Source organism: Natronobeatus ordinarius (assembly GCF_024362485.1).
In the GTDB taxonomy this organism is placed as follows: domain Archaea; phylum Halobacteriota; class Halobacteria; order Halobacteriales; family Natrialbaceae; genus Natronobeatus; species Natronobeatus ordinarius.
Genome location: NZ_CP101456.1, coordinates 2144953 through 2157210, shown reverse-complemented (window position 1 = coordinate 2157210; position 12258 = coordinate 2144953). Strand labels below are relative to the sequence as shown.

The following is a 12258-nucleotide window of genomic DNA, read 5'->3' as shown; positions in this document are numbered from 1 at the left end:
CGAAACCGGGGCTGCGCGAGCAACGACAGCAACCGCCCTCTCGAATCACAGAACGAACACGGGAGAATCACCCCGTCGAGTCACCGCTCGAGTCGGACGTCGAGACAGACGTTCAGTTCGTGGGGGGCGTACGAGCGGACGGTTCGGCGGGTTTCGACGGATACCTCGTACGCCGATCCGGCAGCCTCGCGGATCGCGCGCTCCCCGGGGCCGTAGGGGTCGTCCTCGTGCTGGATGTCGTAGTAGTGGAGTACGCAGTCGTCGCCGGCGACCGTGACGGCCGACTCGAGGAAGGCATCGGCGCTGTGGGGGAGGTTCATCACGATGCGGTCGGCCCAGCCTTCGTAGTCGGGGGCAACGGCGCGGACGTCGTCGCAGATGGCGGTGATCCGGTCGGTGACGCCGTTGCGGCGGGCATTTTCCTCGAGGTACGCGATCGCACGCTCGTTGACGTCGACGCCGACGCACTCGGCGCCGCGGTTCGCGAACGGGATCACGAACGGCCCGACGCCGGCGAACATGTCGAACGCCCGCTCGTCGGCCTCGACTTGCTCGGCCACGCGGTGACGTTCGGTCGCGAGCCGCGGCGAGAAGTAGACTTCGGCGAGGTCGAGGAGAAACTCACAGCCGTACTCGCGGTGGACGGTCTCGGTGCCGTCGCCCGCGAGCACCTCCCAGTCTCGCACGCGCGTTTCGCCTTTGATCTTCGATGCCTTGTTGAGGACGGCCTCGACGGGAAGGTCCGACTCGAGGATGGCCTCGGCGAGTTCGAGTGCGCGCTCGTCGGCGTCCTCGTCGAGGAGAACGACGTCGCCCAGCCGCTCGTAGGAGAGCTCCTCGCCGAGCACGTCGGCGGGCGTCGTCAGGGTCTCGCGTTCGGGGACCTCGTAGGAGACGACTTCGAGGTGGCCTGGAACCGCGCCGGGGTCGGTGACGGGGATGTAGAGCCAGCCCTCGGCGACGGTGATCTCGAACTCGTCGGCGATCAGGTCCGCGTCGGCGAGTTCGCGACGCGTCGTCTCGCCTTCCTCGCGCGGCACGCGAACGCACGGGACGTCCATACGGGCACTCCTCGCGGGGTGGCCGTAACGCTGACGTTTTTCCGGGCCCCGGTGCCCGGCGGCTGTCACCGGAGGAAAAAGCCCTCGGCGAACGGATCGTCCGGATCGAGCAGCAACTCGTTCCGTCCGACGACGTGGGCGCTGCCGATCACCTCGGGAATCACGGCGTCGTGGCCCTCGAACGTCGCGTCGTCGACGACCCGTCCCGTGAACGTCGAGCCGACGATGCTCTCGACGACGAACGGCTCGCCGGGCTCGAGCGAGCCGTTCATCCGCCGGCGCGCGAGGCGAGCGCTCACGCCCGTTCCCGTGGGACAGCGGTCGACCTCGCCGTCGGCGAACACGCAGACGTTCCGGCTGTCGGCGTCGCCCTCGGGCGGGCCGGTGAAGATCGTCCCGTAGAGGAAGCTCAGGTCGTCCTCGGCGGGGTGGGTGATCTCGAGCGCGTCGGCGACGGCGCGTTTGATCTGTCGGCCGAGGTCGATCGCTCGCCGGTAGCCCGACGCGTCGAGGGAGAGATCGACCGACTCGGCGTTACAGAAGGCGTAGAACGCGCCGCCGAAGGCGACGTCGACGGTCACCTCGCCGACGTCGGGGACCGAGACCGTCTGCTCGCGCGCGTAGACGAACGACGGGACGTTCTCGAACGCGACGCGGGCGACGCGGCCCGCTTCCCACTCCGGCCGGGCGGTCACCAGCCCCGCAGGGGTCTCGATCGTCAGCGATTCGGCGTCCGGATCGACGACCCCGGCTTCGGGAAGCACGGTACCGAGGGCGATGATGCCGTGGCCACACATCGTGCTGTAGCCCTCGTTGTGGGTGAACAACACGCCGACGTCGGCGTCGGGGTGGCTCGGCTCGACGAGCAACGCGCCGTACATGTCCGCGTGGCCGCGGGGTTCCCACAGCAGCCCCGTCCGCAGGTGATCCAGGTACTCGCGGGCGTAGCGTCGCTTCTCGAGGATCGTCTCCCCCTCGATCGGCGGGAAACCGTCGGTCACGATCCGGAACGGCTCGCCGCCGGTGTGGGCGTCGATCGTTCGAATTCGGGGCCACGCTTCGGGCGGCTCCCACTCGAGGTCGATGGGATCACTGTCCATGTCTTCCCTCCACGTTCGGTCTGAATGCGTGGGAGTCTGGACCCGTATACGTTCGGCTCATCGGTTGTGCCGTTTTCCCGCCACGGTGAAGTACGTTCCTCGCGCGTGCCGTCATCCGGGATCCGTGTCCCTCAGCCATCGAATATTCCCGCACTGCCGTCGGCCACGTCACGCCGAACTGCCGTCGGTGGCGTGGCGGTAGGTTCCGAGCAGTTCCTCGAGGATGAGACACTCCTGGTCGCTCGGTTCGTAGTGCGTGTCGATGAACCGTTCTGCGGCCTCGTAGTTGCCACGGAGCCCGTGTTTGCGGACGGTGATGACGGCGTCGAGGAAGAAGGTCCCGCCGTCGGCACCCAGTTCTCCGTACGCGTTCTCGTCGATGTTCAGCTCGGCTTTGATCTCGTCGAAGTTGAACGTCTCCGGTTCGTGGTCCGTGTTGATGAGCGTGAGGACGTACTCGGCGGAGAAGCGGTAGAACTCCGACTTGCTCTCGAACATACCGTCTTCGACGAGCGCGTCGATCGCGTCGACGACGTCGTCCGGGTACCTGACGGTATCCTTTGCCATGTCCTCGAACACGTCGCTCCTGAACAATGACTGTTACGGATACTGGTCACGGGAGTGATCGTTCAACGGGCGCGGACGACTGCCGGGGTGACTCGTGGGCGCCGGAGCGGACGTCGACGACGGTGGTCGTCGGTTGACGACCGGCATCAACTACCTCAAAATTTATTATTTACCCGCCTGAAGGGGTAGTCGCTATGGCAGATGAAGCGGAACTCCGCGAGCAGTTCACCGAGGCGTTCGAAGGCGCAGACTACCCAATCTCGAGTCCGATGGACCTCGTTCCCGCCTTGCCGAACGGGCCGGGAACGACGTTCGAGTCGGGCGACTTCTCGATGACGGCGATGGAGCTGAACACCAAGCTCTCCGGGGACTTCCCGTACGAGAGCGTCGACGAGTTCGTCGACGAGGTCATCGAGGAACTGAAAGAACAGGACCACATCTAGCGTCGAGTCCGCTCCGTTCTCGTTCGGACCTGTGTACGAGCCACCGACTGGTCGATCCGAGTTTCATGGCGTACGGCCACGGACTCGCCTGCGGATGGTGACGCTTCGCGAGCGACGCGATAATTCGACCGGCGGATGGCTCGACGATTGACGAATTTATTGCCGACGAACTCCGGGCGATCCTCGTCGCCACCCGTCTCGACGACCCCGCGTGAGGAACGTTTATTCGTCTCAGTACCTTGCCCCCATACGAGAGTATGGTCGATCGGAACGGGCCGAACCGGGGCGCGGTCGCACCCGGTTCGCCGCAGCGCCCACCATCGACGTTCGTCGAACAGGCGAACGTCGCCGACGGGGAGGTGTACGAAGAGTTCGAGGAGGAGTGGCCCGAGTGCTGGGAGCGTGCGGCCGCCCTTCTCGAGTGGGACCGAGCGTACGAGGCGGTGCTCGAAGACGACGACGCACCCTTTTACCGGTGGTTCGCCGGTGGGCGGCTGAACGCGTCGTACAACTGCCTCGACAGGCACCTCGAGGCCGGCCGGAAGAATCACGCCGCCATCTGGTGGGAGGGCAAACGCGGCGAGTCACAGACGTACACCTACCGGGAGCTGTTCGTCGCCGTCAACGAGTTCGCGGCGACGCTCCGCGAGCTCGGCGTCGAGGAGGACGACGTCGTGACGATCTCGCTGCCGATGATTCCCGAGCTCCCCATCGCGATGCTCGCGTGTGCGCGAATCGGCGCGCCACACTCGGTCGTCTTCGCCGGGCTTTCGGCGGACGCGCTCGCGGCACGGATGGACGCCGCCAACAGCGAGTACCTGGTCACCTGCGACGGCTACTACCGCCGTGGGGACGCGTTCAACCAGAAGCGCAAGGCCGACAACGCGGTGCTCACCGTCGAGCAGGACGTCACGACAGTGGTCGTCGATCGGCTCGGCGAGGCCCTCCCGCACGTCCTCGGTGAGAACCAGTACGACTACGACGAGTTAGTCAGAGCGCACGAAGGGGCGAGGGTCGAGCCCGTCTCGCGGGACGCCGAGGACATGCTGTTCTTGATGTACACGTCGGGGACGACGGGGCAACCGAAGGGCGTCGTCCACACGACCGGTGGCTACCTCGCCTACACAGCGTGGACGACACACGCCGTGCTGGACGTCGAACCCGAGGACACCTACTGGTGTTCGGCGGACATCGGCTGGATCACCGGCCACTCCTACATCGTCTACGGGCCGCTCGCGCTCGGGACGACGACGCTGATGTACGAGGGGGCGACCGACTATCCGGATCGTGATCGGCTCTGGGAGATCGTCGATCGGAACGCCGTCGACGTCTTCTACACCGCCCCCACGGCGATCCAGGCGTTCATGAAGTGGGGCGAGGAGTACCCCGAAGCCCACGACCTCTCTTCGCTCCGGCTGCTGGGGAGCGTCGGCGAGCCGATCAGTCCGCGTCCGTGGCAGTGGTACTACGAGCACGTCGGTAACGAAGCCTGCCCGATCGTCGACACCTGGTGGCAGACCGAGACCGGCGGGCACGTCATCACCACGTTACCGGGCGTCTGTGAGATGAAACCCGGTGCAGCGGGTCCACCGTTGCCCGGACTCGACGCCCGGATCGTCGACGACGCAGGAGAAGAAGTCGAACCGGGAGCCAGCGGCTACCTCACGTTGCACCGTCCCTGGCCGGGGATGGCCCGGACGCTGTACGACGGCGACGATCGGTACGTCGAAGAGTACTGGCAGCAGTTCTCCGATCCCGACGCCGACGAGTGGGTCTACTTCAGCGGTGACGCGGCCCGGGTCGACGAGGGCGGCTACGTCACGATCCTCGGCCGGGTCGACGACGTGATCAACGTCTCCGGTCACCGACTGAGCACCATGGAGATCGAGTCGGCGATTCTCGACGTCCAGGGCGTCGCCGAAGCCGCCGTCGTCGGTGGTACCGGGATGACCGGAACGCACGTCTACGCCTACGTCAGCACCGAGAACGACGCCGAATCCGATGCGACGATGTCCGAACGGATCGTCTCGACCGTCGAGGCGGCGATTGGCCCGATCGCCAGACCGGAGGAGGTCGTCTTCACGTCCGAGTTACCGAAGACTCGTTCGGGGAAGATCATGCGCCGGCTGCTCGAGGACATCGCCAGCGACGAGGAACTGGGAGATACGAGCGCGTTGCGAAATCCCGAGGTGGTCGGAGAGATTCAGACGGCGACCCGGGAAGAGTGACCGGACCGCCTGCGCCGGGTTTCGCGCTTACAACTGATGCGAAACCAGGGCTCCCTGTTTCCCCAAAGTGAACCGCCTGCGCCTGCTTTCGCCGAAGCGGGCCGACGGGGAATATGGAGTCGACCGTAAGAGATACTTTCATTCGCGCCGTCGGAAAGCGCGAAGTATGAGCGTCGAGGAAACAACGCCAGACATCCTCTCACGAACCCAGTACGAGGCGCTCCTCGACGCGGCGGCGACGTACCGGGAGGCGCTCGTCGTTCGACTCGCCGGCGAGGTCGGCCTTCGACCGGCGGAACTGTCCCGACTTCGTCCAGGTGACGTGAGGCGGGTACAGGTCGATCCGCTTCGCTACCTGCTCACCGTTCCGGCCGACGAGACCGACGCGATCGACCGAACGGCGTACCTGCCGACCCGAGTCGAACGCGAACTCCGCCGGTACGTCCGGAGCAACGCCATCGGCGACGACGACCGGATCTTCCCCGTTACGCCACGTCGCCTCCAGATGCTCGTCTCGGAAGTCGCCGACCGGGCTGCCGACCTGCGAACCGACCCGTCGCTCGCGGCGGTCTCGAGCAGTGACCTCCGGCGATTTTTCGCGTACACGGCCCTCGTCGAACACGACGTCAACCCACGGGTGGTGAAAGCCGTCGGCGGCTGGCACAGCTTCGAAGGACTCGAGCCGTACCTGCCGGCGCCGACCGAAGGGACGATCGTCGACGCGTTCGAGCCGGTCGAACGACCCGAGACAGCACCGGCCGAACCGACCGAGGTCGACGACGACACCGTGATCAGATCGCTGTTGACCGCGACCGAGCGGTGTGCGCTGGTTCGCCTCGACGAGGAGGGATACGTCGACCGGTGGAACCGCGGCGCTGCGGCGACGTTCGGCTACCGGGCCGGCGAAATTCTCGGCACGCACGTCTCGACGTTTTACACCGACGAAGACGTCGAACGCGGCGTCCCGGAACGAACCCTGCGGGCGGCGGCTGCGGGGTCCGGCGTCGAGGACGACGGCTGGCGCGTCAGAAACGACGGCTCGACCTTTTTCGCGAGCGAGCACATCGCGCCCGTCCGCGACGAGGACGGTCGTCACCGCGGATTCGCCGTCCTCGTCTTCGACGTCACCGAGTTCTACGAGCACCTCGAGTCGACCCAGCCGACGAGCGACGAATCCGCGGGCGTCTCGCTCGTTGATCTCCACCGGGACGTCACGAACGCGCTGCTCGAGGCGTCGACCCACGAAGAGATCGAGACCGACGTCAGTACGACGCTCGCCGAAGGAGACGCCTACTCGTTCGCCTGGATCGACCGACGGACGCTCTCGAGTCGCCACCTCGAGTGGCGGGCGGTGGGCGGGCTCGAGCCCGACGACGTCGACGCGCTCGCCTCGTCACTGGACACTGCCGAGCACGACGAGTCGAGCGACGAGCCGGCGACGGCGAGTTCGGTCGACCGCGACGTGTCCGTCGACCTCCCGAACGGCGGTCGGTTCGCTGGCGCGGTCGCGACGGTTCCCATTGTCTCCGGGGAGACGGTGTACGGGACGCTCCGGATCGGATCCACGCGTCCCGACGCGTTCGACGACGTCGAACGCGAGTGGCTCGAGACGATCGGTCGACAGGTCGGTCACGCCATCGCTGCCGTCAGACGGCGCAACCTGTTGCTGTCGGATACGGTGGTCGAACTCGAGTTCGTCTGTACCGACGACCGGTCGTTTTTCGTCGACGCCACCGACCGGCTCGCCTGCCGGTTCGAACTCGATTCACTCGTTCCGATCTCGGAGTCGAAACACCTCTACTACGTCCGTCTCGGCGGCGCCTCGCCCGGCGACGTCTTCGAACTCGCCGAGGACGATCCGGGAATCGAAGACGCCCGGCTGATCGAGAGCTACGAAGCGGGCTATCGTGTCGAGTTCGTCGTCGACGGCTCCTCGCCGACGCTCACGCTCACAGAGTACGGGGCGACCGTCCTCGAGACCATCGTCGAGGGGGGCGAGGCGACGATCGTCGCCGAGTGTGCGGCCGACGCCGACCTCCGAACGATTGTCGACGGCCTCCGTTCGCAGTTTCCGGGCTCGGAGCTCGTTGGCAAGCGCGAGGTCGAGCGCTCCGTCCAGACCGCACGGGAGTTCCGTGCGGGGCTCGAAGAGCGGCTCACGGACCGCCAGGAGGCGGCCCTCCGGGCTGCGTACTTCGGCGGCTACTACGACTGGCCCCGGGAGAGTACGGCCGAGGAGATCGCGGACGCGATGGACATCTCCTCGCCGACACTTCACAACCACCTGCGAAAGGCCCAGCACGAGCTGCTCCGAACGTTCTTCGACGAGTCGTCGGTCGACGACGCAGCACGCGGCGGCGAGTGACGGTCCACCGGTACCGGTTTCGAGGGGACGACCACGGTCCGTCACGATCGACGTCACGGACTCGAGCCCGAATCGACCGGCTAGCCGCCGACGATCGCCGATACTAATCATCTAGAGTGGGTAACTCGTCCGCCGGTCCACCCCCCCGGCTACCCCGTGAGTTTCAGCCGTCCGGTGCGGTCCGCCTCTAGAGCTACGGCGAACTGTACCGATCGAGACCATATATCTGCAGGCCAGAGACTGGAATTTACGCGTTCTCCGTCAAAATTTGCGCTCGTTTTGCACACCTAGATTCGGTGTTTACTATGCACATGCCACTTGGAGTTGCATACCATGTCAGAGGAAGACGTGCGTGGTGATGGTGGCCTCGAAGCACGACTCGAGGAGGAAGCGACCTTCGAGCCACCCGAGTCGTTCGTCGAACAGGCGAACGTCACGGACGAATCGATCTACGAAGAGTTCGAGGAGAACTGGCCCGAGTGCTGGGAGCGGGCGGCAGACTTTCTCGAGTGGGACCGAGCGTACGACGAGGTACTCGTCGAGGACGACGCGCCCACGTATCAGTGGTTCACGGGCGGGAAGCTGAACGCCTCGTACAACTGCCTCGATCGCCACGTCGAGGACGGCCGCGGCGACGCCGTCGCGATCGAGTGGGAGGGCGAACTCGGCGAGACGCGAACGTACACCTACGGCGACCTGCTCGAAGAGGTCGAGGCGTTCGCGGCGGCACTCCGGGACCTCGGCGTCGAGGAGGACGACATCGTGACGATGTACATGCCGATGGTTCCCGAGTTGCCGATTGCGATGCTCGCGTGTGCGCGTATCGGTGCCCCTCACTCGGTGGTGTTCGCGGGCTTCTCCGCGGAGGCGCTCGCGACGCGAATGAACGCCGCCGACAGCGAGCACCTGGTCACCTGTGACGGCTACTACCGCCGCGGCGACGCCCTCGATCACCTCTCGAAGACCAACGAGGGGCTCGCGGACGTCGAACAGGACGCCACGACGGTGGTCGTCGACCGGCTCGGCGACGACCTCGAGCACTCGCTCACAGAGGGCCAGCACGACTACGACGGGCTGGTCGCAGCACACGAGGGCGCGTCGGTCGAGCCGGTCTCGCGGGACGCCGAGGACATGCTGTTTATGATGTACACCTCCGGCACGACCGGCCAGCCCAAGGGGGTGAAACACACGACGGGTGGCTACCTCGCCTACGCCGCCTGGACGGGCCACGCGGTGCTCGACATCAAGCCCGAGGACACCTACTGGTGTTCGGCCGACATCGGCTGGATCACCGGCCACAGCTACATCGTCTACGGACCGCTCGCGCTCGGAACGACGACGCTGATGTACGAGGGCACGCCGGACTATCCCGAGAAGGACCGCTTCTGGGAGCTCGTCGAGGAGTACGAGGTCGACATCTTCTACACGGCGCCGACGGCGATCCGGGCGTTCATGAAGTGGGGTACGGAGTACCCCGAAGCACACGACCTCTCCTCGCTGCGCCTGCTGGGGACGGTCGGCGAGCCGATCAACCCCCGTGCCTGGAAGTGGTACTACGAGCACATCGGCGGTGAGGCGTGCCCGATCGTCGACACCTGGTGGCAGACCGAAACTGGCGGCCACATCATCACGACCCTTCCCGGCATCTGTGAGATGAAACCCGGCGCGGCCGGCCCGGGACTCCCCGGCCTCGACGTCCGCGTCGTCGACACTGCAGGCGAGGAGGTCGAGCCCGGCAACGCCGGCTACCTCACCATCGACAAACCGTGGCCCGCGATGTTGCGCACCCTCTACCGGAACGACGAACGGTTCGTCTCCGAGTACTGGCAGGAGTACTCAGATCCCGACGCCGACGAGTGGGTCTACTTCCCCGAAGACGGCGCGAAGATCGACGAAGACGGCTACATCACCGTGCTGGGTCGCGTCGACGACGTGATCAACGTCTCCGGCCACCGCCTGGGAACGATGGAACTCGAGAGCGCCATCGTCGCCACTGCGGGCGTCGCCGAGGCCGCCGTCGTCGGCGGCGACCACGAGATCAAAGGCGAGGCCGTCTACGCCTACGTCATCCCCGAGGACGGCTACGAGGGCGGCGAGGAACTCGAGGACAAGATCGTCGACAACGTGGTCGAGGGCATCGGCCCGATCGCCAAACCAGAGGATGTGATCTTTACGCCCGAACTGCCGAAGACGCGCTCGGGCAAGATCATGCGTCGCTTACTCGAGGACATCGCCAGCGGCAACGAGCTCGGAAACACCTCGACGCTTCGCAACCCCGAGGTCGTCGAGGAGATCGCAGCGCAGGTGCAAGAGGAGTAAACGAAAAACGAATCATTACAGACACATGAGTGACACCAACTCGATCGACGAACGCGGAGGTGGACAGGATGACAGATGAACGTGCAGAGACCGATGGCGGAACCGCCACGGTGGGAGACGCCGGACAGTCCGTCGACTACCTGGACGAGGAGATCAACATTTTCAAGCCAGCGACCCCGTTCATGCGGGACAACCTGAAGATGATCTTCGGGTTGTTCACCGTCTGGCTGGTGTTCATCTTCGGCCCGGCGACGGCGAGTTACTTCGCCCCGGAGTATATGTTCGAAACGCGGATCCTCGGTGGCTACCCGCTCAGTTTCTTCCTGACCGCCATCGTCGCACCGGCCGCCGCGCTGGCGCTGTCGGCGGTCTACGCCTGGTACCGTGACAAGCTCGACGACAAGTACGGCGTCTCACACGAATCCGAAGGGGACGCCGGTACGGCCACAGCCGCGACCGACGGTGGTAACCAATGATCGAGCCGATCCTCTTACAGAACGGCTACGAGACTGCACTCGATCCCGGTTTTAAGCTCATTCCGGCGCTGACGATCGTCGCGATGATGGTGCTGTTCCTGGGTGTCGGCTGGTTCTTCCGCGTCGCGGCAGTCGACGACCTCTGGGTCGCCGGCCGCTCGATCGGCCCGATCGAAAATGGGATGGCGATCGGCGCGAACTGGATGAGCGCCGCGTCGTACCTCGGCGTCGCCGCACTGGTCGCGACAGCAGGGTTCTACGGACTGGGGTTCGTCGTCGGCTGGACGACGGGCTACTTCATCCTGCTCATCTTCATGGCCGCACAGTTCCGTCGCTTCGGGAAGTACACCGCACCCGACTTCGTCGGTGACCGCTTCTACTCCGACCGCGCACGCGGGATCGCCGCGTTCACGACGCTCGTCATCGCGTTCGTCTACGCGATCGGTCAGGGCAGCGGGATGGGGCTGATGGCCCAGTACATCCTGGGACTGTCCTACGAAGCCGGCGTGATCCTCTTTATGGGCGTCACGATCGCCTACGTCGCCCTCTCCGGAATGCTTGGTGCGACGAAGAACATGGCGATCCAGTACGTCATCCTCATCCTCGCGTTCACCATCGGCCTCTACGCCATCGGCTGGACGCAGGGCTGGTCGACGGTCCTGCCGTACCTCGAGGCCGGTCCGCAGACCGCAGAACTCATCGACGCGTTCAACGACGAGTTCGCCGAACCGTTCGCCGTCAACAGCTTCTACATGTGGATCGCGCTGGTCGTCAGCCTGATCCTCGGTACCTGTGGCCTCCCGCACGTCCTCGTGCGTTTCTACACGGTCGACAACGAACGGACCGCCCGCTGGTCGACCGTCTGGGGCCTCTTTTTCATCTGTCTGCTGTACTGGGGGACCGCCACCTACGCCGTCTTCGGCGGCCTGCTGTACGAAGAGCCCGCACAGCCGGGTGCCGAAACCGCCATGACGCTGGGTGTCGAGGGAGTGGATTCCTTCATGGAGATGCCTCCCGGCGACAGCGACGCACTCGTTGCACTGGCCGCCCAGCTCGCCGACCTGCCGGAGTGGCTCGTCGGCATCGTCGCCGCCGGGGCGGTCGCCGCCGCACTCGCGACAACCGCGGGGCTGTTCATCTCCGCGTCTTCCGCGGCTGCACACGACATCTACACCAACCTCTACAAGCAGAACGCGACCCAGCGCGAGCAGATGATCGTCGGCCGGACGACGATTCTCGTGATCGGCGTCCTCGTCACGATCGTCGCGCTCGACCCGCCGGCGCTGATCGGTGAACTCGTCGCGATGTCGTTCGCGATCGCCGCCTGTGTGTTCTTCCCGGTGTTCTTCCTCGGTCTCTGGTGGGAGAACGCCACCCGTGAAGGCGCACTCGCCGGCATGCTCACCGGTATCGTCGTCTCCTTCGGTGCGATCCTGAACGATACGGCCATTCCGATGTACACCGGCGTCGAGGGAGCCGTCTCGGCGGAGCTCGCCACGATCGTGCCGGGGCTCGCCTCGGCGCTCGTCGGCGTCCCGCTCGCGTTCATCGCGATCATCGTCGTCTCGCTGGTGACGAACGATCCACCCGAAGACGTCAAACGGCTCGTGCGCCAATGTCACAGCCCCAAACCGATGCAGCGAATGGAGTCCGCCGAAGACGCCGCCGCCGACGGTGGCTCCCCCGCTGACGACTAACC

Annotated in this window: 9 protein-coding genes; 6 read left to right on the top strand and 3 right to left on the bottom strand. The window is 65.6% G+C overall.

Going from position 1 to position 12258, the window contains the following annotated elements:
• Positions 1 to 80: 80 nt before the first annotated feature.
• The 3 genes from NMQ09_RS11090 to NMQ09_RS11080 all read right to left on the bottom strand — a co-directional run bounded on the left by NMQ09_RS11090 (position 81) and on the right by NMQ09_RS11080 (position 2728).
• On the bottom strand, positions 81 to 1061 hold the full coding sequence (locus tag NMQ09_RS11090; protein ID WP_255190645.1) for a class I SAM-dependent methyltransferase: 981 nt from the start codon (positions 1059 to 1061) through the stop codon (positions 81 to 83).
• Between the two features lie 65 nt (positions 1062 to 1126).
• The gene (locus NMQ09_RS11085) at positions 1127 to 2161 is read right to left on the bottom strand and encodes a proline racemase family protein (RefSeq protein WP_255190644.1); all 1035 of its coding nucleotides are present in this window, start codon (positions 2159 to 2161) and stop codon (positions 1127 to 1129) included.
• A 168-nt stretch (positions 2162 to 2329) separates the two neighbouring features.
• Positions 2330 to 2728, bottom strand: coding sequence for a CopG family transcriptional regulator (locus tag NMQ09_RS11080; protein WP_255190643.1), 399 nt, complete (start codon positions 2726 to 2728; stop codon positions 2330 to 2332).
• A 194-nt stretch (positions 2729 to 2922) separates the two neighbouring features.
• Here NMQ09_RS11080 and NMQ09_RS11075 point away from each other — a divergent pair, with 194 nt between their 5' ends.
• The 6 genes from NMQ09_RS11075 (at position 2923) to NMQ09_RS11050 (ending at position 12256) form a co-directional block, all read left to right on the top strand.
• Positions 2923 to 3171, top strand: coding sequence for an MTH865 family protein (locus NMQ09_RS11075; protein ID WP_255190642.1), 249 nt, complete (start codon positions 2923 to 2925; stop codon positions 3169 to 3171).
• Positions 3172 to 3428: 257 nt separating this feature from the next.
• A complete protein-coding gene (gene acs, locus NMQ09_RS11070) occupies positions 3429 to 5399 on the top strand; it encodes an acetate--CoA ligase (RefSeq protein ID WP_255190641.1) in 1971 nt (656 codons plus the stop codon).
• A gap of 166 nt (positions 5400 to 5565) precedes the next feature.
• Positions 5566 to 7764, top strand: coding sequence for a bacterio-opsin activator domain-containing protein (locus tag NMQ09_RS11065; RefSeq protein WP_255190640.1), 2199 nt, complete (start codon positions 5566 to 5568; stop codon positions 7762 to 7764).
• A 333-nt stretch (positions 7765 to 8097) separates the two neighbouring features.
• Positions 8098 to 10083: an acetate--CoA ligase gene (gene acs, locus NMQ09_RS11060; RefSeq protein ID WP_255190639.1), complete on the top strand. Its 1986-nt coding sequence runs from the start codon at positions 8098 to 8100 to the stop codon at positions 10081 to 10083.
• 68 nt (positions 10084 to 10151) lie between these two features.
• Positions 10152 to 10559 carry a DUF4212 domain-containing protein gene (locus NMQ09_RS11055; protein ID WP_255190638.1) on the top strand — a complete coding sequence of 136 codons (408 nt, stop codon included), beginning with the start codon at positions 10152 to 10154 and terminating at the stop codon, positions 10557 to 10559.
• Positions 10556 to 12256, top strand: coding sequence for a solute symporter family protein (locus tag NMQ09_RS11050; protein ID WP_255190637.1), 1701 nt, complete (start codon positions 10556 to 10558; stop codon positions 12254 to 12256). The genes NMQ09_RS11055 and NMQ09_RS11050 overlap by 4 nt, the downstream gene beginning before the upstream one ends.
• The last annotated feature ends 2 nt before the right edge of the window (positions 12257 to 12258 follow it).

Coding starts and splice junctions, on each gene's coding strand:
- NMQ09_RS11090 (WP_255190645.1), bottom strand. CDS start 1,061: ATGGACGTCCCGTGCGTTCGCGTGCCGCGCGAGGAAGGCGAGACGACG.
- NMQ09_RS11085 (WP_255190644.1), bottom strand. CDS start 2,161: ATGGACAGTGATCCCATCGACCTCGAGTGGGAGCCGCCCGAAGCGTGG.
- NMQ09_RS11080 (WP_255190643.1), bottom strand. CDS start 2,728: ATGGCAAAGGATACCGTCAGGTACCCGGACGACGTCGTCGACGCGATC.
- NMQ09_RS11075 (WP_255190642.1), top strand. CDS start 2,923: ATGGCAGATGAAGCGGAACTCCGCGAGCAGTTCACCGAGGCGTTCGAA.
- acs (WP_255190641.1), top strand. CDS start 3,429: ATGGTCGATCGGAACGGGCCGAACCGGGGCGCGGTCGCACCCGGTTCG.
- NMQ09_RS11065 (WP_255190640.1), top strand. CDS start 5,566: ATGAGCGTCGAGGAAACAACGCCAGACATCCTCTCACGAACCCAGTAC.
- acs (WP_255190639.1), top strand. CDS start 8,098: ATGTCAGAGGAAGACGTGCGTGGTGATGGTGGCCTCGAAGCACGACTC.
- NMQ09_RS11055 (WP_255190638.1), top strand. CDS start 10,152: ATGACAGATGAACGTGCAGAGACCGATGGCGGAACCGCCACGGTGGGA.
- NMQ09_RS11050 (WP_255190637.1), top strand. CDS start 10,556: ATGATCGAGCCGATCCTCTTACAGAACGGCTACGAGACTGCACTCGAT.